General features: G+C 51.8%; 21 protein-coding genes and 2 tRNA genes. 22 read left to right on the forward strand and 1 reads right to left on the reverse strand.

Features of this window, described 5'->3' with window-relative positions; all coding sequences use genetic code 11:
• Positions 1 to 11 precede the first annotated feature (11 nt).
• The 13 genes from HZB62_05275 to HZB62_05335 all read left to right on the forward strand — a co-directional run bounded on the left by HZB62_05275 (position 12) and on the right by HZB62_05335 (position 10,664).
• Positions 12 to 929, forward strand: coding sequence for a hypothetical protein (locus HZB62_05275; GenBank protein MBI5074564.1), 918 nt, complete (start codon positions 12 to 14; stop codon positions 927 to 929).
• A gap of 73 nt (positions 930 to 1,002) precedes the next feature.
• Positions 1,003 to 1,593 (forward strand): D-sedoheptulose 7-phosphate isomerase, encoded by a 591-nt coding sequence (locus tag HZB62_05280; protein ID MBI5074565.1) that lies wholly within the window; start codon positions 1,003 to 1,005, stop codon positions 1,591 to 1,593.
• The gene (gene ruvC / locus HZB62_05285; protein ID MBI5074566.1) at positions 1,565 to 2,089 is read left to right on the forward strand and encodes a crossover junction endodeoxyribonuclease RuvC; all 525 of its coding nucleotides are present in this window, start codon (positions 1,565 to 1,567) and stop codon (positions 2,087 to 2,089) included. Before HZB62_05280 ends, ruvC begins: the two co-directional genes overlap by 29 nt.
• Positions 2,090 to 2,201: 112 nt before the next feature.
• On the forward strand, positions 2,202 to 2,780 hold the full coding sequence (gene ruvA / locus HZB62_05290) for a Holliday junction branch migration protein RuvA (protein MBI5074567.1): 579 nt from the start codon (positions 2,202 to 2,204) through the stop codon (positions 2,778 to 2,780).
• A complete protein-coding gene (gene ruvB, locus HZB62_05295; protein MBI5074568.1) occupies positions 2,773 to 3,810 on the forward strand; it encodes a Holliday junction branch migration DNA helicase RuvB in 1,038 nt (345 codons plus the stop codon). The genes ruvA and ruvB overlap by 8 nt, the downstream gene beginning before the upstream one ends.
• A gap of 69 nt (positions 3,811 to 3,879) precedes the next feature.
• Positions 3,880 to 4,437, forward strand: coding sequence for an epoxyqueuosine reductase QueH (locus tag HZB62_05300; GenBank protein MBI5074569.1), 558 nt, complete (start codon positions 3,880 to 3,882; stop codon positions 4,435 to 4,437).
• Entirely contained in the window at positions 4,434 to 5,423 is a 990-nt protein-coding gene (locus HZB62_05305) for a SpoIID/LytB domain-containing protein (GenBank protein MBI5074570.1), read from the forward strand. Before HZB62_05300 ends, HZB62_05305 begins: the two co-directional genes overlap by 4 nt.
• Positions 5,410 to 6,417, forward strand: a complete 1,008-nt coding sequence (gene queA, locus HZB62_05310; GenBank protein MBI5074571.1) for a tRNA preQ1(34) S-adenosylmethionine ribosyltransferase-isomerase QueA — start codon at positions 5,410 to 5,412, stop codon at positions 6,415 to 6,417. Before HZB62_05305 ends, queA begins: the two co-directional genes overlap by 14 nt.
• Entirely contained in the window at positions 6,414 to 7,133 is a 720-nt protein-coding gene (locus HZB62_05315) for an SPOR domain-containing protein (protein MBI5074572.1), read from the forward strand. Before queA ends, HZB62_05315 begins: the two co-directional genes overlap by 4 nt.
• A 24-nt stretch (positions 7,134 to 7,157) precedes the next feature.
• On the forward strand, positions 7,158 to 8,114 hold the full coding sequence (locus HZB62_05320; protein ID MBI5074573.1) for a PhoH family protein: 957 nt from the start codon (positions 7,158 to 7,160) through the stop codon (positions 8,112 to 8,114).
• On the forward strand, positions 8,083 to 9,567 hold the full coding sequence (locus tag HZB62_05325) for an HDIG domain-containing protein (protein ID MBI5074574.1): 1,485 nt from the start codon (positions 8,083 to 8,085) through the stop codon (positions 9,565 to 9,567). The genes HZB62_05320 and HZB62_05325 overlap by 32 nt, the downstream gene beginning before the upstream one ends.
• Positions 9,560 to 9,988: an rRNA maturation RNase YbeY gene (gene ybeY / locus HZB62_05330; protein MBI5074575.1), complete on the forward strand. Its 429-nt coding sequence runs from the start codon at positions 9,560 to 9,562 to the stop codon at positions 9,986 to 9,988. Before HZB62_05325 ends, ybeY begins: the two co-directional genes overlap by 8 nt.
• Positions 9,966 to 10,664: a diacylglycerol kinase gene (locus tag HZB62_05335; protein MBI5074576.1), complete on the forward strand. Its 699-nt coding sequence runs from the start codon at positions 9,966 to 9,968 to the stop codon at positions 10,662 to 10,664. The genes ybeY and HZB62_05335 overlap by 23 nt, the downstream gene beginning before the upstream one ends.
• Here the strand turns inward: HZB62_05335 and HZB62_05340 are convergent.
• Positions 10,648 to 12,660 carry a response regulator gene (locus HZB62_05340; protein ID MBI5074577.1) on the reverse strand — a complete coding sequence of 671 codons (2,013 nt, stop codon included), beginning with the start codon at positions 12,658 to 12,660 and terminating at the stop codon, positions 10,648 to 10,650. The genes HZB62_05335 and HZB62_05340 overlap by 17 nt on opposite strands.
• Before the next feature lie 233 nt (positions 12,661 to 12,893).
• Here HZB62_05340 and HZB62_05345 point away from each other — a divergent pair, with 233 nt between their 5' ends.
• The 9 genes from HZB62_05345 to HZB62_05385 all read left to right on the forward strand — a co-directional run bounded on the left by HZB62_05345 (position 12,894) and on the right by HZB62_05385 (position 20,976).
• Positions 12,894 to 13,196 (forward strand): hypothetical protein, encoded by a 303-nt coding sequence (locus HZB62_05345; protein MBI5074578.1) that lies wholly within the window; start codon positions 12,894 to 12,896, stop codon positions 13,194 to 13,196.
• Positions 13,197 to 13,338: 142 nt separating this feature from the next.
• Positions 13,339 to 13,414, forward strand: a tRNA-Val gene (locus HZB62_05350).
• A 90-nt stretch (positions 13,415 to 13,504) separates the two neighbouring features.
• Positions 13,505 to 13,581: transfer RNA gene (locus tag HZB62_05355), tRNA-Asp, on the forward strand.
• A gap of 191 nt (positions 13,582 to 13,772) precedes the next feature.
• A complete protein-coding gene (locus HZB62_05360; GenBank protein ID MBI5074579.1) occupies positions 13,773 to 15,599 on the forward strand; it encodes a PAS domain S-box protein in 1,827 nt (608 codons plus the stop codon).
• A complete protein-coding gene (locus tag HZB62_05365; protein MBI5074580.1) occupies positions 15,580 to 16,956 on the forward strand; it encodes a sigma-54-dependent Fis family transcriptional regulator in 1,377 nt (458 codons plus the stop codon). Before HZB62_05360 ends, HZB62_05365 begins: the two co-directional genes overlap by 20 nt.
• Before the next feature lie 130 nt (positions 16,957 to 17,086).
• Entirely contained in the window at positions 17,087 to 18,223 is a 1,137-nt protein-coding gene (locus HZB62_05370) for a response regulator (protein ID MBI5074581.1), read from the forward strand.
• A gap of 90 nt (positions 18,224 to 18,313) precedes the next feature.
• Positions 18,314 to 18,664, forward strand: a complete 351-nt coding sequence (locus HZB62_05375; GenBank protein MBI5074582.1) for a hypothetical protein — start codon at positions 18,314 to 18,316, stop codon at positions 18,662 to 18,664.
• A 158-nt stretch (positions 18,665 to 18,822) separates the two neighbouring features.
• Positions 18,823 to 19,989, forward strand: a complete 1,167-nt coding sequence (locus HZB62_05380) for a PAS domain-containing sensor histidine kinase (GenBank protein ID MBI5074583.1) — start codon at positions 18,823 to 18,825, stop codon at positions 19,987 to 19,989.
• Positions 19,990 to 19,995: 6 nt separating this feature from the next.
• Positions 19,996 to 20,976: a hypothetical protein gene (locus HZB62_05385; GenBank protein ID MBI5074584.1), complete on the forward strand. Its 981-nt coding sequence runs from the start codon at positions 19,996 to 19,998 to the stop codon at positions 20,974 to 20,976.
• Positions 20,977 to 21,002: the final 26 nt, after the last annotated feature.

Consider the following 21,002-nt stretch of genomic DNA (forward strand, 5'->3'; position numbering starts at 1 on the left):
TTTTTCTGGTTTTGACAGCAATCTTACTCTCAATCGCCGTCTTTGGCTGCGGCAAAAAAGGCGATCCGACGCTCAAGTCCTATGAAAGACCGGAGACGCCTTCAAACCTCGGTATAGTCCACCGGGAGGACTCCCTGTTCATCACATGGGCATATCCTCCGGCAAAGGAATACCTCTTGTCACAGTTCCTTGTCCTGCGCAGAACAGGACAAGAGTTCGAAAAACTGGCCGTGGTTGATAAAGAAAGCCGCAGCTATATCGATACAAAGATCTCCGCCGGAAGCACCTATGAATATAAGGTGGTATCGCAGAACCTTCGGGGCGTACAGAGCAGCGACCCTGCTGCAGTTTCTGCCTCCCCTCTCCAGGCTCCCCTGCGGCCGACAAAACTGTCCTATTCGGTTTCAGGCAATACGGTTACTCTTGTGTGGGAGCCGTCAGCCAGGGGCACCCTGTTCAATGTATACCGGAGCACGGAAAAAGGGAAATTCGGCATGAAGCCGATCAATCCGGAGCCCCTTTCCGAGCCGATAGTTAAAGACGCCTTTTCAGTAAATACTGTTTTTCATTATACGGTCAGAAGCCTGACAGGGGGAAGTGCCAGAGGTGAGGGCCCGGCATCAGATGAGCTTACGATCGACGCAAGAGACCTCGTGCCGCCCATGCCCCGCAATCTTCAGGCATTTCCCGCACCTGACAAAGTCTTTCTCTCGTGGACCGAACTTGATGAACTTTGGATAACAGGCTTCAACGTTTACCGGAAGACTGACAACGATGATTTTGTCCTTCTGGGCAAGACGCAGACTCCGGCATTCCTCGACGCAGAGGCCCCTTCATCTAAAAAGGATTACCGGATTACGGCGGTAGGGATCTCAAAAGAGGGGCCTGCAGCAGAGATAAAGAGCATTTTCTATATCCCGCAGCGATAAGTTGACTTGCAGACCGGAATTCATTAGTCTATTTCTCTATTAATTTTTCCTCCGGGGCGCAAATATGCCAGACATGAAAGATAAGATTCTCAAAGAATTCAATGACAGTATCGACGTAAAGGAGCGCTTTGTTCAGGGGCATCTCGACGCCATTGTCGAGGTCTCAAAGGCGATAGCGGCTGCCTTCAACGACGGCAACAAGATCATCATTTTCGGCAATGGCGGCAGCTCGACCGACGCATCGCACATCGCTGCCGAGTTCGTCAACAGGTTCAAAAGAGAACGGCCTGGTCTCCCGGCCATTGCCCTGAACACGGATATGGCAGTCATCACTTCGATCGCCAATGACTACGACTTCTCCGAGATCTTTGCCCGGCAGATCAAGTCCCTCGGAGCAGAAGGAGATATCGCCATAGCTCTCAGCACAAGCGGTCAGTCGCCGAACATCCTCAAGGCGCTTGATGCTGCAAAAAGAAAGAAACTGAAGACCGTTCTTCTTACCGGCCTTAAAGGCGAGAAAACCGCTGCAAAGACGACCTACCCCTTTGTCGTGCCTTCAGACAATACGCCAAGGGTCCAGGAAACTCATATTACGCTCGGCCATGTCATCTGCCTTATGGTCGAAGATATCCTTTTTGACCAGCCGCGAAAAAAGTCTCTCTAAGGTGAAGATCCTCGGCATTGATCCCGGAAGTATACGATGCGGGTATGGGGTCATCGAGATCCAGCCCAAAGGGGCAGTGTATGTTACGTCCGGCACTATTGCGCCTTCAGCAGCCAGGCCCCTGCATGAACGGTTGAGATATATCTACGAAGGGCTTATCGCCGTTATCAGGAACTACCGGCCGGATCATGTTGTTGTAGAAAAGATGTTCTTTGCCAAGAGCGTAAGGGCTGCAATGAGCCTCGGATATGCCCGGGGCATCGCACTTCTCGCAGCAGCATCGGAAGAGATAGAACTGCATGAATGCAGCGCCCTTGAGGTAAAAAAATCCGTTGTGGGTTACGGCAAGGCCGAAAAAGAGCAGGTGCAGAAAATGGTCCGGCTCATTCTGAACCTTCAGGGAGACCTTGCCCCTGACAGTGCCGACGCCATCGCCCTTGCCCTCTGCTACGCAAATACGATAAAATTCAATCAGGCAGTCATGGGTAAACGGTAATGAGTAATCAGAAAGGATCAGACCAGGCCATCTTCTCCATATTCCCCGACTGCTTTATTTTATTGCTCTTGTCCTGCACTCATCACTCATCACTCATCACGGATCACTCTCTATGATCGGTTCGCTCAGAGGCAAAATAATCTCAAAAAAGCCTGACCATCTTCTTATCGAGGCTTATGGCGTCGGATATCAGGTGCATGTTCCGTTAAACATCCTTTCCCGCCTGCCCCATGAAGGACAGGAGGCCTTTCTTTATATTTATACCCATGTGCGCGAAGATGCCATTCAACTGTTCGGTTTTCATGCCGAGGATGAGAAAAAGATCTTCACCACCCTCCTGGGCATCACCGGCGTAGGGCCGAAGCTGGCGCTGAGCGTGCTTTCCGGCCTTTCCCTTGAGGAATTTTTGACCGCCCTTGAGACTGAGGACGTTGCCATGCTCTGCAGGATTCCGGGGCTGGGCAAGAAGACCGCGCAGAGGCTCATCCTTGAACTGAGGGAAAAATTGCCTGCCGTGTCGGGCTCAAAAGACAAGGTGTTTGACGATGCACTGTCCGCTCTCGTCAATCTCGGGTACAAGAAGAACATAGCACAGGAGTTCCTGGAGCCTGTGTATAAGCAGGGACATACGGATATTGAAACACTCATCAGGGAAGTGCTGAAGCTCATGTCAGAGAAAAAACATGGATGAACATCATATAGACAATCCTGAGATCGCGGGCAGGCTCGTCAACCCCGGAGCCGCAGAAGAGGAGACAGCCCTTGACGTCAACCTCAGGCCGGGCTCCCTTGACGAGTTCGTGGGCCAGGACAAGCTCAGGGAAAATCTCAAGATATTCATCACTGCCGCAAACCAGAGGAAAGAACCGCTCGACCATCTGCTGTTCTGCGGGCCGCCTGGCCTCGGAAAAACAACACTCGCGCATATCATATCCAACGAACTGAAGGTAAGCATCAAATCAACGTCAGGCCCCATGCTCGAACGTGCAGGCGATATTGCGGCGATCCTGACCAATCTCTCTGAACGGGATATCCTCTTCATCGACGAGATCCACCGGCTTCCCCGCATTGTTGAAGAGGTGCTCTATCCGGCAATGGAAGATTATCAGCTTGACATCATCATCGGCCAGGGCCCGAATGCGCGGACACTGAAGCTGAATCTTCCCAAATTCACGCTTATCGGCGCAACAACAAGGACAGGCCTGCTCACCTCGCCGCTCAGGGACCGCTTCGGCATCGTAACCAGGCTTGGGTTCTATTCCTATGATGAACTCGAAAAGATCATTACCCGCTCGGCAAACATCCTCAAGGTATCGATAGAAAAGAACGCGGCACTTGAAATAGCGCGCCGTTCCCGCGGCACACCCCGCATCGCCAACCGGCTCTTGAAAAGGATCAGGGACTTTGCCCAGGTGCTGGGAGACGGCACGATCGATCTCGCCATAACAAAAAGCTCGCTGCTCTCCCTTGAGGTTGATGAGAGGGGACTGGACGATATGGACAGAAAACTTCTGCTCACGATCATCGAGAAGTTCAATGGAGGCCCTGCAGGCGTTGATGCGATCTCTGCATCTCTCAGGGAGGACCGGGAAACCATCGAGGATGTGTACGAGCCGTATCTGCTTCAGGAAGGTCTGCTCGAACGGACACCGCGCGGCAGACTCGCAACACGGACTGCCTTCGAACATCTCGGCAAGACCATCCCCAGCGGCCTTTTTTAATCTTATGCATCCGTTTTTTCGTCTTTTTGTTTCTCATCACTCATCACGCATTACCCGTCATGGCCGTCCATGAAACTTCTCATGCATATCTGCTGTTCGAACTGCAGCATTCATCCTCTCCAGAACCTGCTCCTGAAGGGCATGGACATAACAGGCTACTGGTTCAATCCCAACATCCACCCGTACACGGAATATACGGCAAGGCTCGAGTCACTCATGAAGCTTGGCAGGCTCTGGAACCTTGATATCGAATACGAGGATGATTATTGCCTGGATTATTTTCTGAAGTCGGTCTCCGGCAAAGGACCGGAACGCTGTGCTGTCTGTTACGAGATGCGGCTTGACAGAACAGCTCAGGCGGCAAAAAAGATGAACTTCGACGGCTTCACGACATCGCTCCTCGTAAGCCCCTATCAGAAGTTTGATGGTATAATAGAGCAAGGCCAAAAAGCGGCAAAACGGCATGGCGTTACATTCCTCGCTGAAGATTTCAGATCCGGATGGAAGACAGCCCAGAACATGTCCCGCGAACTTGAACTCTACCGCCAGAAATACTGCGGCTGCATTTATTCAGAGATGGAACGTTACACGCAGGATAAAAAAAGGAGAAAAAAACCGGCACCATGATTGATATGCTCAGAAAACTCTCAGCAGTATGCGTACTCCTGTTGTTTGCGTCCATGGCAGAAGCAGGAACGACCATGAAGGTCCTCATTCTTGATGACGTATTTCAAAGCATCCCCTCGCGGGATGAAAAGATCGAACGGATGGGAAAGCTCAAGGGAGATCTGCTGGTCAATGGCGCACGCTATCCGGGAAATATCGAGATATGGAAAGGCGCTGTCGGCCTGTATCTCATTAACGAACTCCCCCTTGAGGAATATATCAAGAGTGTCGTGAGTGCAGAGGTCGGTGCAGACTGGGATATGGAAGCTCTGAAGACACAGGCAGTCATATCGAGGACCTATGCCCTGTTTCAGAAGGCCCAGAACAACAACCCGAACTTTGACCTCACCTCATCGGTCCTCCACCAGGTCTATAAGGGTGCGAATGAGAATGCGCGCATATCGTATGCCGTGATGAATACCGAGGGAGAGGTGCTCACGTACAACGGCAAGATCATTGAGGCCTTCTATCACTCCACCTCGGGCGGTCTGACCGAAGCGCCGGAAGAGGTCTTCGGCAAGAGCATTCCCTATCTTAAGCCTGTTTCAGGCAGCTGCGAGACCTCGCCGTACTGGATATGGGAGCGCCGGATACCGGTCGAAGAGATAGAGAAAGCGCTCACGCTCCCCGGCATCAGAGACATAAAGATAACATCGTACACCTCGACAAGGAGGGTGAAGACCGTTGACATCGTAAAGGACAGCTCAGCGCAGTCCATGAAGGCCACCGACCTTCGCAAGGCTATCGGCTGGAGCAGGCTGCCGAGTACAAATTTCACCGTCGCGCGTGACGGCAATGTGATCGTCTTTGACGGCAGCGGCTTCGGTCATGGCGTTGGGCTCTGCCAGTGGAGTTCACTTGAAATGGCCAAGAGCGGCGTTGCATACAAGGATATCCTTTCCTATTTCTACCCGGGCACTGTTCTGCAGCTGTATGAAAACCGCTGATTTCGATTTTTTTCTCCCGGACGGCTTTATTGCAGAAAAACCGGTTGAAAAACGGGACCGTTCGCGTCTTCTGGTGCTCGGCCGGGATGGCGGTATGGAACACCGATATTTCTCTGACCTGCCCTCATATCTGCAGGCAGGTGATATGCTCGTGATGAACAATTCGCGCGTATTCCCTGCACGTTTGACCGGGTATAAACCGACGGGTGGCAAGGTCGAGTTCCTTCTGGTCGAAAAGCTGTCAGACGCGTCCTGGTATGTGCTTGCAAAAGACCGGTATTGCGGACAGCTCACCATTGCGGACAATTTCACGGTCCATATGGCAAAGGACAGGACAGTAACCTTTGCAAGCGAACAGGAGATGTACAGGATCGTAGAGGAACACGGCAGGATGCCGCTTCCCCCGTATATCAAGCGCAAAGCTGACGAGACAGACAGGGAGCGCTATCAGACGGTCTACGCAGAAAAGGAGGGGTCGATTGCAGCGCCGACTGCAGGCCTTCATTTCACGGAAGAACTGCTGAATTCCCTTCGGGGTCGTTCCGTGGCGGTCCGCATGGTCACACTCCATGTCGGGATCGGCACGTTCAATCCGATAAAAGCCGAGCATATCCGTGACCACGCCATGCACAAGGAACATTTTGAGATCGACAGCTCGCTGCTCGATGAGATCGAAAAGACGAAACAAAGGGGCAATCGGGTTGTCACCGTCGGCACCACCACGACGCGCACTCTGGAAGGATATCTGTCAGGGAAGAGCACGATCCATGCATTGAACGGAACCATTAAAGGTTCAACCGATATCTTTATTCACGAAGGTTTCAGGTTCAGGGCAGCTGACGCCCTGATCACGAATTTTCATCTTCCACGCTCTACGCCGCTGATGCTCACCGCTGCGTTTTCAGGCCGTAAAAACCTTCTCAATGCCTATGAAGAGGCCATTTCCCGAGGATATAGATTTTTTTCCTATGGTGATGCTATGCTTCTTTTATGAACGACGCTGAATTCTCTGAAAGGCCTTCCGGAGCCATGCTCGGCAAGGAATTCATCATCGTGCTGGTGATCATTTTTTCCGGTTTGAGCTTCACGCTCGGCTATTTTGTCGGCAAGAGCGGGACAGCAGGACCAGAACCCGCGCTGCAGGCAGTTGAGACGTCAGGTCAGGTCCAGAAACAGGAAATGCCGCCTCTTTCTCCGTCGCCCGCAGCAGCGCCAGCGCCAGAACAGACGCAGGCCGTTCTGCCCCTGACCAAAGAGCCGGTCTTACAGGCGGCTCCGATAACGGAAAAACCTGCTGTCCGGCAGGCGGCACATGAGACCAAGGCAAAGCCTGCTGAGGTCAAGGAAAAAGGGCAGCCGAAAGGTCAGGCCACTCCTCAGCAGAAGAACGCTGAATCTCAGAACACAAAATCTGCACCTGAGAAATCCGCCCAGAAAGTTGAACCTTCCGCCTCTGCAGAAGCTATAGCCCCTATCTATACGGTTCAGATAGGGGCGTTCAAGAACATTGCCGAGGCAAAGCAGCTGAAGGCAAAATTCGACAAGAAGGGATACAAATCCTTTATCTCCACCGGCAAGAACAAGAAAGCACAGAAGATATTCAAGGTCAAAACAGGCGAATTCAGGGAAAAGAAAGAGGCTGAAGTGCTTGCACTGAAGCTCAAGAAGACAGAAGCCCTGCAGACCTATGTCACCATGAAGACAGAATAAGGAGCTCTTACGGAGACCGTTGAAATAGCCTTTGACAGCGAAAGTGAACTGCCGTTCCTTTTCACCAGCCTTGAAAAGAACCTGAAGCTCATCGAAGAATCCCTCGGCATATCTGCCAGTTACCGGGGAAACAGGATCTTCCTGAAAGGACCTGAACAGCAGGTCAGGATTGCGGAGAGCCTCATTCATGACCTGAGGCAGCTCAGCATGCAGGGGTATTCGCTCAGACCCGAGGATATCCGCTTCGCGGTCCGTGCCCTGTCCGAAGGCAACGGCATGTCCCTCAAAGAGCTGTTTCTCAATAATATCCCGGTCTCATCAAAGCGCCGTTTCATCATCCCCAAGACAGAGAACCAGAAGCGCTATCTCGACTCCATAAAGGAATTCGATATCGTCTTCGGCATCGGCCCCGCCGGAACCGGTAAGACGTATCTTGCCATGGCAATGGCGGTTAATGCCCTTCTGAAAAAAGAGGTCAGCAGGATCGTTCTTGCGCGGCCTGCGATCGAAGCAGGCGAAAAGCTCGGCTTCCTGCCCGGAGATATTCAGGAAAAGGTCAACCCCTACCTGAGGCCGCTCTATGATGCGTTATATGATATGATGGAGGCTGAAAAAGTAATGAGCCTTATGGAGCGCGGAGTGATAGAGATCGCACCCCTTGCCTTCATGCGGGGCAGAACATTGAACGATGCCTTTGTTATACTTGATGAAGCGCAAAATACGACGACAGAGCAGATGAAGATGTTCCTGACCCGACTTGGCTTTAATTCAAAGGCAGTGGTCACCGGTGACGTCACACAGATCGATCTGCCGTCAAACAGGGCATCAGGTCTTGTGGAGGTCATGAAGATCCTCGATGGCATCGGCGGGATCACCTTTGTCTCCTTCTCGGAGCGGGATGTGGTGAGGCACAAGCTGGTGCAGGCTATTATAAAGGCTTACGAAAGTTATGAAAACAGAAATATCAATACAGAAACTTAATACACCGGCCGTCAGGACAAATCTTCTCAAGCTGTCGTATCTTTTCGGTATTGCCGTCATCACCTCTGCATTTCTGCTCCAGGAATTCAGTTTGAATAAATTCCTGGGCGGTACGCTCATCTCGTTTGTCCTGCTCTTCGTCCTGTACCGGGACATCATGAGGTACAAACCAGCGTATCTCAACAACTACAGCATGCTTCTGCTTTTGAGCCTTATGATCATCAGCACACTCATGGCAGGCAGGATCTTCAGCTATGTTCTGATAAGCCTGATGAAGGGACTGGAGGCAGGCGATACGGGCATCGCCATTTACGGCATCCCGATCGCAACAGGGGCCATGCTCGTAGCGCTCCTGTTTGATTTTCACACGGCCATCACCTTTTCTTTCACGGTAAGCCTTCTCACCGGATACTGGCTTGAGCAGTCTTTTTTCCCCATCTATACCTTTGTAAGCAGTCTCACCGCTGCATTCAGCGTTATCCGCTGCAAGAAGCGGTCTGCCCTGCTCCGCGGCGGACTCTATGTGATACTGGCAAATATCTGTCTGGTGCTGATCTTTCTTGTCTCCCGGGGTGAACTGTTCACGGATAAGACGCCCGCTGCAGTGGGCTTTGCCATTTTTTCCGGCATCACGGTCTCTGCTATCGTTTCGCTCATTCTTCCGCTCTTTGAGTATCTCTTCAAGGTCACGACCGATATCAGCCTTCTTGAACTTCTTGACCTGAATCAGCCCCTTATGAAAATGCTGATGATTAACGCACCGGGAACCTATCACCACAGCGTGATCGTCGGCAGTCTGGTAGAATCAGCGGCTGAAACGGTCGGCGTCAATCCCCTGCTTGCACGGGTAAGCTCGTATTATCACGATATCGGCAAGGCAAAGATGCCGGAATATTTTGTCGAGAACCAGAGCGGCGCGCCGAGCAAGCACGATAAGCTCACGCCTCACATGAGCAGCATGATCATCATCAATCATGTAAAGGAAGGGGTTGAGCTGGCCAAACAATATAAGCTACCCCAGTCGATCATCGACATCATAAAGCAGCACCATGGCACAGCGGTGTTGACATATTTTTACCAGAAGGCCAGGGATATGGGCCACGATATCTCACCGGGGGAAGAGGAATACATGTATCCCGGACCGAAGCCCCAGACCCGCGTTGCTGCGCTGGTGATGATGGCAGATGCAGTGGAAGCCGCCTCAAAGGTTCTCAATGACCCTACCCCTGCGCGGATATCAGCCCTTGTCGAGAAGATCATAAACCATATTTTTCTTGAGGGACAGCTCGATGAGTGCGAACTTACGCTCAAGGACATATCAGAGATCAAGAAGCGTTTTATCTATATCCTGACCGGCATAATGCACAAGAGGATCGACTACCCCGGTTTCGATTTCGGCAATGGCAATTCACCTAAAGAACCAGCAAAGATCGAAAAGCCTAAATTTGCGTAGGGTCAGGAAAGACCTTACAGCAGCCTTGTCTCTGCTCGGCCGCGGCGAGACAGAACTGAGCATTCTCTTTGTCGGCAGCGCAAGGATGAAGCGTCTCAATACAGTGTACCGCGGTATCCCGAAAGAAACTGACGTCCTTTCCTTCCCCATGACTGAGGGAACCTCGTATCGTTCTCACAGACCACAGACCGGAAGCGGTCAGGTACAGCCTTCGGTTCTCGGTGATATCGTCATATCCGTGCCAAAGACCCTCAGGCAGTCGCGGGAATATGGCACCACTTTTCACGATGAGCTGCGGCGATTACTCATCCACGGCCTTCTGCATCTCTTGGGCTTTGACCATGAGAAGAGCAGATACCGGAAAGGGAAGATGGAGAAGAAGGAAAAGGAGGTCCTGCATGCCGTTGCGCGCCTGGATTAAGAGCGCCAACCACGCCATAGAAGGCGTTATCTATGGCGCAAGGACCCAGAAGCACCTCCGTTACCATTTCTTCTCGGCTGCTGCGGTGCTCTTCTTCAGTTATATGGTCGGCGTCTCAAAGCCTGAACTCGTCATCATCGCACTTGCGGTTATCCTCGTGCTCGCAGCAGAGATGATGAACAGCGCCATAGAGGCCGTAGTGGACATTCTCTCGCCGGAATATTCGGAAAAGGCAAGGGTCGCAAAGGATATCTCTGCGGGCGCTGTTCTCATCACCGCCTTTGGCGCTGCCGTGCTCGGCTATGTTGTCCTCTTCCCTTATGTAAAGATCATTTTCAGCGAAGGCTTTCATGTGGCAAAACACTCGAAAGAGGAGATATCCTTCATCGCCTTTATCCTGGTCCTGATTGCAGTGATCGTCACCAAGGCCCAGTTCGGTAAAGGGCATCCTCTCAGCGGCGGCATGCCGAGCGGACATTCAGCGCTCGCGTTCTCGGTCTGGGTTTCGATCACCTACATAACAGATAACCTTTACATCTCAGTCCTCTGTTTTCTCCTCGCGGTCTGGATCGCCCAGTCAAGGATTGCGATAAAGATGCATACCAGGCTCGAAGTGATGCTCGGCGCCCTCCTCGGAACGCTTCTCACCTTTCTTCTCTTCAGGCTCTTTTACTAGATCCCTGCGTCCCGCTGTCCAGGACCTCCCGTACCCTGATCAGCAGTTCTTCGGGGGATACCGGCTTGGATATGAAATTGATGCCCTCATCAAGGACCCCGCGCTTGCTGATGATATCCTCCGAATAACCGCTGAGAAAGAGAGCCCTGATCTGCGGGGACTGCGCGCGTATGGTCTCAAGAACCTCTCTGCCGTTCTTCCCCGGCATCACAACATCCAGGAGCAGAAGATCGATCTTCGGGTGTCGGGCAAACATCTGTACAGCCTCGTCGCCGTCTGACGCCTCGACTACCGTATAGCCGTACAGACGAAGGATATCATGGACATAGAGCCTTACATCTTCATCATCTTCCGCCACTAAAATGGTCTCTGACCCTCTCTGCAATGCGGTCGCTGTCCTGTCCGGCTCATACTGATCATCAACATGGACCAGCGGCAGGTAGATAAAGAATTCCGTGCCCTGACCAGGCCGGCTCCTCACATCAATATAGCCTTCATGCTGCTTCACGATCCCGTATACACTTGCCAGACCAAGGCCGCTGCCCCTGCCCACTTCCTTTGTGGTGAAAAATGGCTCAAATATCTTCTTCCGGGTCTCGTCGTCCATACCTGTCCCGGTATCGGCAACGGAGATCGTGGCATACGTGCCAGGCTTCATAACTTCAAAAGCAGGAAAGAAGTCTTTATCCAGCTGTGTTTTCCCGATCGCAATTGAGAGCGTGCCTCCATCCGGCATTGAGTCCCTCGCATTGGTACAGAGGTTCATCAGTACCTGATCGATCTGACCGGCATCGGCCATAACCACGCTTCGTTCTTTACTGAGCTGTATGTCCAGACGGATATCCTCCCTGATGAGACGCCTGAGCATCTTTTCCACGTTGGTAAGGATCGTATTGAGATCGACCGCTTTCGGACTGATGAGCTGCTGCCTGCTGAAGGCCAGAAGGCTCTGAACCAGGGCCGCCGCCCGAGATGAGGCGGTCAGGATATGTTCGACATATTCCCGGGCCGGGTCATTTTTTTCGAGACTCATCTTGGCAAGGTTCGAAAAGCCGCTGATCGCCGTAAGGATGTTCTTGAAATCATGGGCAATGCCTCCGGCCATCGTGCCGACCGCCTCCATCTTCTGGGCCTGTCTGAACTGGGTCTCCAGCCGCTGCCGTTCCCCCTCTTTCCGGACCAGCGTCTCTGACATTTCATTGAATGCATGTGAAAGCTTTCCTACCTCATCCCCTGACTGGACCGGCACATTTATCTGAATGCTCTCTTTGCCAAAAGACCGGACCGCCTCTGTCAGCACAGCAAGAGGTCTCGTACTCTTCCTGATAAACAAAAAAACAATGCTCCCTCCGATCAGAAGGAAAAAAGCACTGATCGCAATATCAGCCAGAATGATCCTTGCAACCTTCTTTTCATGATATGCCTTTGCGATGGCAACCTGAACATACCCGATAATCTGCTGCTGGGCAGTCGTCCCGTCATCTCCGGAAAGAAGGCCTTCATCGTAAGAAAGGCGTTCGATGACGACCGGCATGGTGAAAACAATATTTTCTCTGCCCGTCACCGGCTGCATATCCTCATTCCCGCCTTTCATCATCCTTACTTCTTTCATGCCTGGCAGCCGTCCGAACCCCTCAGGAGCTGTTTCGCCGGTTGCATGTTCATAGATCAGCCGGTCCTGAACATCGAAAAAACGTACAAAGCTGATATCTTTGCTCCTGATCACACCCTCAACCGATGCCTTAAGCCTATCGCGATTTTCGGAAAAGACCCCGATCCTTGCATGATATGCAAGGATCGCCGAGAGCAGCCTGCCCTTATTCTCGACGTTCTGGTTCATGACCCTGCTCTCCTGCCAAAAGTCAACCGCAAAGAAGGTCAGGGACAGGGCAATAGCAATGACCATAAAGGAGATATAGAGCTTTCCTGCGAAACTCTCACGGTATTCTCTCAGCTTCTGCGTCAGGCTTTTTCTCATGCGCGCTTTATCTGACATCGGCCGGCTCCTTCGGAAAAATCAGGGCTGATCTGAACTCTGAGTTTTATGGCAATCTTTCTGTTGAGATGAGCAGGATAGAGCCCCCTCTTTCCGTTCGAAAACATTGTATCACACTTACATGAACATCTGAGTTACAGACAGAGACGGGTTGGCCGGACACGTTATAGAATAACCGGCGCAACGATACTATTTTAGAAAAAAATAAACTAAATTTGTGATACGATAGGGACATGAGAAAAGCAGCTGTGCCCATTGTCATTTTTTCGTTTTTCCTTGCTTCCTGCGATGAGAAGCCAAAGAACCCGGTAGCAGTTCATGGCGACAGAATGATCGATGCGTACCACCGATCCCAGAACCTGAAGGACGATGCGAACCTCGATGCAGTCAAGAAAGCTATCCAGGCCCATCGGGCAGTGAACGACAAGTTTCCCCAGGACCTCGAGGAGATCAAACCCTTGCTCTCTTCGCCTGACCTGGACCTCTCGAAATATATCTATAATGCATCTGACGGCTCAGTCGCCATAAAGAAGTGACGTTTCTCCTGCCTTACCGTGTTGCCTGCATTCCCTGCCAACCATAGCGTTCATGCATCGTAAATTGCCGTATCTTCACAATTTTTTGTAACTCCAAAGGATTGACAAGCAGGGCTCTATTGGTGTATAAAATATGTCTCGTGGGCGGATAGCTCAGCTGGGAGAGCGCTGCCCTTACAAGGCAGATGTCGCAGGTTCGATCCCTGTTCCGCCTACCATTATGGCAGCAATTGGTGATTAGTAATTAGGGAGTAGCAAACAGGCTTCTATCCCTTTCCCCCACGAACTAATCACTGTTTTTCACATCGGGGGCGGTAGTTCAGTCGGTTAGAACGCCTGCCTGTCACGCAGGAGGTCGCGGGTTCGAGTCCCGTCCGCCCCGCCATTTAACACTTTAATAGCATTGTATTTCATCGCTCCTCTTTTCTCCACATGGTATCTTCCGTCATCCAACATGTCCCGCTGAATACCGGACATTTCTGTTTTGGCTTGACATTACAGGAAATAACAATGGACATTTCATATGAAAATGATAGAGTTTAAGTAATTTCATTATTACATGGAGGGATGTAAATAATGCATGCTCAAACCCTATCTCTTCTCAGTCACCCTGTTGAAATCAAGAACTGTCCAATCAGCAATGCGCCATGTCCCGGGGACTGCATATTTTCCAATATCCTGCAGAACGTCGGCATCGGCATAATTGTCTTTGATACGGTCCAGAAGGTTTTGGTTTTCCAGAACCAGGAGAGCAGAAGGCTCTTTCAGGGGTTCATTGAGCATCCCGACTACCGAACACTTAGTGATCTCCTTCTGTCCGGAGATTCCAGCTCAGAGGGAGAAGCGATCACCCTTACCGTGGGCAGGAGGTTTCTCGGCTTCACGGTCTACCGCATCAATCATATCTACCGATGGGTATTCATACGGGATGTGACGGATAAGGAAAGGACAGAGGAGCAGGTCAGGGCGGCCCATCGCATGAACCGGGCCGTGCTGGAGCGGTCACCCTATGGGATCATCGTTGTCAACAAAACGGGCGCAATCGATTATGTGAACCCGGCCATGATCGCGATCAATGCAGGAACATATGAAGAGATCACCGCGATCAATGTGTACAATTTCCCGGCCTACCTGTCTCTGGGCATCGCCAGCGGTATCCGCGCTGCCATTGAAGAGGGTAAAGACTTCTTTATCGGTCCTGTCGAGTATACATCGGCATTAGGCGGCAAGACTACGATCAGAAATTTCGTAGGAATGCCGTTTGACGACGACGGTGATCGAAAGGCCCTTGTCTTTGTGGAGGATGTTACTGAACAGAAGCGTATCGAAGCGCAGAACGCCCTGCTTGCGGCAACGGTCGAGTCTGCCACGGACGCGGTCGTGATCACTGACGCCAGGGGAACGATACAGTATGTGAACCCGGCCTTCGAACAGATAACCGGCTATGGCAGGGCTGAGGTCATCGGCAGGTCTCCCCGCATCCTCAAAAGTGGAAAACAGGATGAAACCTTTTACAGGACCATGTGGAATACGCTAAAGGACGGACAGGTATGGAGAGGCGTTCTTATTAATAAGCGTGCCGACGGCTCTCTCTATGACGAGGAAATGACCATATTCCCTGTCCGGAGCGCATCAGGAGAGATCCTGAACTTTGTTGCCTCAATGCGCGATATTACGGTAAAAGCGAAGCTTGAAGCCATTGCCGAAGCGGTCAACTGCATGGACAACATCGGCTATGTCTTTGCCGGGATACGTCACGAGATCGGCAACCCTGTCAATTCGACCAAGATGGCGCTGACCGTGCTCCACGACAATCTCGGCACGTACTCGCCCGAAACAACACGCAACTATATCGAAAGGGCCTTGACTGAACTGTCGCGCGTAGAATATCTTCTGCAGTCCCTGCGGAGCTTCAATATGTTCGAAAGCCCGAAGATCGAGCAGATCGATGTTAATTTTTTTATGGACTCCTTTCTCTCGCTGGTAAAGAAGGACTTTGACCAGAGCGGTGTTGCCTTGAAGGCAATAATCCATCCGGAGGTCACCTCCATGGCTGTTGACCCGCGTGCATTGCAGCAGGTTCTCCTCAATATTGTTACGAACGCCCTCGATGCAGCAGAAGAGGACGAGGAGCCGAAGGTCATCATCAACGTTTTCAGGTTGTCGGACTGCGTGAGGATGCAGATCATCGACAACGGAAGAGGCATGTCTCCGCAGCAGATCAGGGACCTTTTCAAGCCTTTTCATACGACCAAACAGAAAGGGACAGGCCTCGGTCTGGTAATTGTGAAAAAAATGCTTACAAAAATGCATTGCACGATCGATATCTCAAGCGAAAGCGGTGCCGGCACGATCGTGGACATCGTAGTGCCAGAGGTGCAGAATGAATTCGCTGCCTGTTAAGCGAACTCTGCTGATCATAGACGATGACAAATTGCTCTGTGACGTGGCACAGCGGTCTTTTCAGCCGGATATGAATGTCCTGACAGCGCATACCGGAAAAGACGGCATCGGACTTTGTTCCCGTGAAAAGATCGATGTTGTGCTGCTCGACCAGAATCTTCCTGATGGCGAGGGCTCCGCACTTTGTCCTGCAATACTGCACAAAAATGATCAAACAAAGATTATTTTTATCACCGCGTATCCTGACTTCGGCAATGCAGTCCGCGCCATAAGGGCGGGGGCACACGATTATCTTTCAAAACCGTTTGATATCGAGGAGCTTCGCCTTTCGGTCATGCGTGCCCTGCGGACAATGGGCCTGGAACAGATCGAGCAGGTCAGTCATTATGAACATATGAAAGATTATTCTGACACGGTTCTCATCGGCCGGGGGCTGGATCCGGTTCAACGTCTGATCGAACGGGCCGCGGCATCTGACGCGCCTGTATTCATAACCGGCGAGACCGGGACAGGCAAAAATGTCGCAGCCCGGCTCATTCATTACAGGAGTCAGGTTCGCCAGGCCCCCTTTATCGCCATCAACTGCGCGGCACTGCCCGAAAACCTTATAGAAGCCGAGCTGTTCGGATATGAAAAAGGGGCCTTTACCGGAGCAGGCTGCTCAAAGCGGGGGGTTTTTGAAATGGCCGAGGGGGGCACGCTGCTCCTTGATGAGATCGGCGAGATGCCGATGGCCCTGCAGGCCAAGCTCCTCAGTGTTCTCGAGGAAAAGCGCTTTAAGAAGCTGGGAAGTGACTCTATCCGGCATGTCAGTGTACGAGTTATCGCCGCTACAAACTCCGGGATCGATAACGCAATCAAATTGAAGACCTTCAGAGAAGATCTCTATTATCGTTTAGGCGTCATCAGGATCGATATGCCGCCGCTTCGTACGCGTCCGGGAGACATTGCAGAGAGCTGTGCGTACTTCATAAAAAAGATCACCGGCACTGACCTAAGCCTGCCGGAAGATGAAGTAACCCGCCTTATGCGATACCCGTGGCCGGGGAATATCCGTGAACTTAAGAACATTATCGAGCGGGCCGTTATACTCCAGGAAGGCAAATACCTTAAACCCTCAGAACTTATCGCTGCGCAATCAGAGCACACTTCCGTTGATCAGCACAATAAGGGAACCGCAGATACCGTTGCGTCGCTTCAAGCTGTGGAGAAGGTCCACATCCGCTACGCTCTCGACGTCTTTGCCAACAACTACATGCGTACGGCTCGCACACTCGGCATCTCTGTTTCCACGCTCAAGAGAAAAATTGCCGGTTATGGCCTTTCCGAAAAGTCTGAAATGAGCGCCCGCTCATAATAGACGGCCTGAAATAGATGTATTGATCTAAACCTCGCCCGACCACTAATCGCAACGTATTGATAATAACCGCAATTGAACATCACTCGAACTGGCATTCCGCTTGCAATATAAGGCTGAGGAAAAAAGAATGAAAAATGTTCTGATTGTAGACGATGAAAAGCTTTTTCTTCTGAGTCTCACCGACGGCTTGGGCATCTATGCAGGTGAATTCAATGTCATAACAGCTGAAAATGGCAGGAAGGCGGTTGAACTGCTGGGGACGATCAACATCGACCTCATCGTGACAGACCTGCAGATGCCTGTTATGGACGGCTTTGAACTGCTGGCCCATCTGAGCAATCATGAGCCGGACATCCCGGTGATTGTCATGACAGCGTACGGTGCTCCGTCCATCGAGGACAAACTGAGACCCTATAGTGTCACGCGCTATCTGGAGAAACCGCTGAACCTCAGAAAACTTGCGTCAGCGATCCTTGATGAGCTGGCGGCAAGCTCACAGGGATTCATCCAGGGGATCACGCTGCCGACGTTTTTACAGCTGGTCGAGATGGAGAAAAAGACCTGCACGCTCAGCATATCGTCTCACGGAACAGCAGGGCGGCTCTTTTTCAGAAAGGGAGAATTTCTCGACGCCGAGACCTCGGCGTCCTCCGGTGAGGATGCAGCGTACGAGATCGTTTGTTGGGAGAACGCCCAAATAGAGATTGATCCGATATGCCGAAAGAAAGCCAGGCGGATACAGGCTCCGCTGCAGCATATTATCATGGAGGGGTACAGGCTCAAGGATGAGAGAGAAAGGAGGGGGACTGTTAGCGGCATAGAGGAGCTGGAAGAAACAACCGGGCTGGACATATTGGCAGATGCCAAAACAACAGAACTTAACAAGGAGGAAGTCATGGCACTCGAAAAACATCTCGCAGGACTTAAAGAGGTCAAGGGATTCAAGGCAGCAGGGATTATGAACTACACCGGTGAAATGCTGGCAACAGAGTCGACAGACACAAATGTCGATCTCGACCTTGTCGGAGCGACCTTCAACGACATCTTTCGTTCTGCCCATGAGGCGTCAAAGAAGATCGGTCTCGATGCCTGCAAAGAGACGATTATCAGTACGCCCAAAGGAACAGTCGTAATGCGCTGCTCCGGTGTCGATGCGAAAAGTCACTTTCATCTGATAGGGGTCATGGCCGCTGACGGCAATCAGGCGCTCATGAAGATGCAGATCGAGAAGATGGTCCCTGCTATTATGGAAGAACTTGCTTAACCGCACAATGAGCGTCCTGGGGACCAGTCGGCCAATACCGCGGCCTCAGGGCGCTCGCCACTGCCAAAGAACTGTTATCAGCGCTGAGAAATGAATATAACCGGTGAGATAAAGTTCTTTCTCGGCGATGGTGATTATGCGCACCTGAAATTCTCGGAGAGCAGGACATCCTTTTCGATCGACATCGTTTCAGTGCCCGCAGCCTACCGGAGCAAAGGCATCGGTTCCCTGCTTATCGGCCGCGTGCTGCTGATGGCAGACACGATGGACAAGGATATTTACCTGTCTGCAAGGCCCATTGGGGCCTATACGGTTGAAAGGCTCTCCCGACTCGTATCCTACTATCAGCGCTTTGGCTTCAGCGTTATTGACGAAGGGCTTACCATGGTCTCGATGAAAAGGATCGCAAAAACCGCAGGAGCACAACACGCGGTTATTTAACCATACGTGACTTCGGTACGGCATTGGTATGGTGCATAGATATCAGGACGTCGAGGCCGGCAGCCGGTCGTGATGCTGACCGTTTTTTTCTCTCGCATCCTGATCCGTTCTGTCCTATAATGCTGATAGAAGAGGAGCATCCGATCAGGAGGGAATGTATGGAAACGCATTTTGCATCACCTGAACGTTCAACACCGGGTGAGCTCTACCGTGATATTCACGAAGCGAGCAACAACCCGATCATAGATGGCCTTCTGAGGACAGTTGGCGGACTTATCGCGGTGCTGAACGAGCATCGCCAGATTCTCGCCGTAAATAATGCCTTCCTCAGCATGATCGGCATTGATGATGCACATAGCGTGCTCGGCATCAGGCCGGGCGAGGCGATCAGCTGCATACATTCCCATGAAATGCCTGGCGGATGCGGGACGTCGCGTTATTGCTCCACCTGCGGGGCTGCGGTCGCGATCGTCACAAGCCTCGCATCAAATCAGCCGCAGGAACAGAAATGCGTTGCCACCGTGAACAAAAACGGAGAGATCATAGATCTCTGTCTGCATGTCAGGGCGTGTCCTGTTTTTCTGGACGGAACACAGCATATCCTCCTCTTTATCCAGGATATTACCCTTCAGGAGCGCTCGGCCTCCCTGGAGAGGGCCTTCTTCCATGATATCAACAACATCATCACAGCGCTCCACGGTGCAAGCGAGCTTATGGAATTCAGGGACGAAGCAGGTAAGAACGAACTTGCCAAACAGATACAGCAGATGTCTCTCCATCTGGCCAAGGAAGTCGAGATCCAGAGGGCTCTTTCACAGTCCAGCCAGCAGACGTACACAGTAGAAATGCAGGACTTTACGACTGACGACGTGATCCGTGAAGTGAAGACGGTCTTCGCCGGTCACCGCGCCGCAAAGAACAAAGTCCTGGTTTCCCCGGCAGACGCTCCCTGCATGGTCATTCGTTCAGATCTTCATCTCATACTACGAATAATTACAAACATGCTCGTCAACGCTTTCGAGGCAACAGCAGAAGGCGGAACCGTCAAACTCTGGATCGATCAGGACCAGGACCTGACTTTTCATGTCTGGAGCAGGCCGGCGATTCCCGAGGCTGTATCGAGGAGAGTCTTTCAGCGCTATTACAGCACCAAGGACAATAGTGGCCGCGGCATCGGCACCTATACAATGAAGCTGTTCGGCGAGGGTCTGCTTGGCGGAAAGGTCGGGTTTAAAACTTCCGAAGCCGATGGGACCACGTTTTCCTTCTCCCTGCCCTTCAGGATAGATCATGATGCTGCCTCTCCTTTGGCCCCGGTCTGTTGATGGATCATGCCTGAATTCAGGAACCGTGAGGAATACGAACGCTGGAAAGCCGAACGGCTGAAAGAGAGCCAGGACAGGCAGAGATCCCGGGACCAGCAGGCGTCTGACAAAAGACCGGCTGCTCCCGATCAACAGTCGCCATCATCACGATCGCCCGAACTTACCGATATTGGAGACCTCCTGAACCAATCCTGGGGCCAATTCAAAGAGAGAATCGGTGTTCTTCTGCCCCTGCATCTGCTGTCGCTTGTATTTCTCATCGCGGGCATACTCCTTGCCGTAGGCATAGGTGCCCTGATAGCAATGATGGTCCCGCAGTGCAAAACACCTGTTCTTCTTATATCAGCGCTGATCGGTCTCACCATAGGCCTGACGGCCATGTTCTGGCCTGTTTCTGCTCTGGTCGTTGCCGTAGCCGATCCATCCCTGGGCATGGGAGATGCCCTTGCTCAGGGATGGAAGAAGCTCTGGGCCTTTCTCTGGCTCTTCTCAATACTGGGATATGTGGTGGCCGGCGGATATCTCCTCTTTATTGTTCCGGGCGTTATATTTACGATCTGGTTCATCTTTTCCCAGTTTATCCTGGCAGAAGACAATGCACGGGGAATGGACGCCATGCTGAAGAGCAAGGAATATGTGAAGGGAAGATGGTTCGATGTTTTTCTGAGGTTTCTCGTCCTCTGGGCACTGTCAACCGGTCTCGGCATGATACCTCTTCTCGGCATCATCCTCTCCATAATGCTCACCCCGTTCATGATGATCTATTCATATCTCATATTCACAGACCTGAAACGCCTGAGGCCAGAGGTAGCGGAGTTCAAGCCAGATCCGGGAGAAAAAATAAAATGGGTCGGCGCAGCAACCCTGGGATATATCGTTCTGCCTCTTATCATCATTGCCATTGTCGGCACGGTCTGCATGATACCCCTCTTAATGATGAACGGCATGAACTTCCATCAGGTTCCGCCGCCGCAGCGGTTTTTCTGAAGAGCAACGGCACTCTGCCGGATAAT

It is taken from the genome of Nitrospirota bacterium (assembly GCA_016214855.1).
GTDB lineage: Bacteria > Nitrospirota > Thermodesulfovibrionia > Thermodesulfovibrionales > UBA6898 > UBA6898.

Bases quoted from the DNA above. Each gene is read 5' to 3' on its own strand.
- HZB62_05370 (MBI5074581.1), top strand. From the start codon at position 17,087: ATGAAAAATGTTCTGATTGTAGACGATGAAAAGCTTTTTCTTCTGAGT.
- HZB62_05335 (MBI5074576.1), top strand. From the start codon at position 9,966: ATGCCGTTGCGCGCCTGGATTAAGAGCGCCAACCACGCCATAGAAGGC.
- ruvA (MBI5074567.1), top strand. From the start codon at position 2,202: ATGATCGGTTCGCTCAGAGGCAAAATAATCTCAAAAAAGCCTGACCAT.
- HZB62_05280 (MBI5074565.1), top strand. From the start codon at position 1,003: ATGAAAGATAAGATTCTCAAAGAATTCAATGACAGTATCGACGTAAAG.
- ruvB (MBI5074568.1), top strand. From the start codon at position 2,773: ATGGATGAACATCATATAGACAATCCTGAGATCGCGGGCAGGCTCGTC.
- HZB62_05325 (MBI5074574.1), top strand. From the start codon at position 8,083: ATGAAAACAGAAATATCAATACAGAAACTTAATACACCGGCCGTCAGG.
- HZB62_05360 (MBI5074579.1), top strand. From the start codon at position 13,773: ATGCATGCTCAAACCCTATCTCTTCTCAGTCACCCTGTTGAAATCAAG.
- HZB62_05375 (MBI5074582.1), top strand. From the start codon at position 18,314: ATGAATATAACCGGTGAGATAAAGTTCTTTCTCGGCGATGGTGATTAT.
- HZB62_05305 (MBI5074570.1), top strand. From the start codon at position 4,434: ATGATTGATATGCTCAGAAAACTCTCAGCAGTATGCGTACTCCTGTTG.
- HZB62_05315 (MBI5074572.1), top strand. From the start codon at position 6,414: ATGAACGACGCTGAATTCTCTGAAAGGCCTTCCGGAGCCATGCTCGGC.
- HZB62_05380 (MBI5074583.1), top strand. From the start codon at position 18,823: ATGGAAACGCATTTTGCATCACCTGAACGTTCAACACCGGGTGAGCTC.
- HZB62_05365 (MBI5074580.1), top strand. From the start codon at position 15,580: ATGAATTCGCTGCCTGTTAAGCGAACTCTGCTGATCATAGACGATGAC.
- HZB62_05345 (MBI5074578.1), top strand. From the start codon at position 12,894: ATGAGAAAAGCAGCTGTGCCCATTGTCATTTTTTCGTTTTTCCTTGCT.
- HZB62_05385 (MBI5074584.1), top strand. From the start codon at position 19,996: ATGCCTGAATTCAGGAACCGTGAGGAATACGAACGCTGGAAAGCCGAA.
- HZB62_05340 (MBI5074577.1), bottom strand. From the start codon at position 12,660: ATGTCAGATAAAGCGCGCATGAGAAAAAGCCTGACGCAGAAGCTGAGA.
- HZB62_05300 (MBI5074569.1), top strand. From the start codon at position 3,880: ATGAAACTTCTCATGCATATCTGCTGTTCGAACTGCAGCATTCATCCT.
- queA (MBI5074571.1), top strand. From the start codon at position 5,410: ATGAAAACCGCTGATTTCGATTTTTTTCTCCCGGACGGCTTTATTGCA.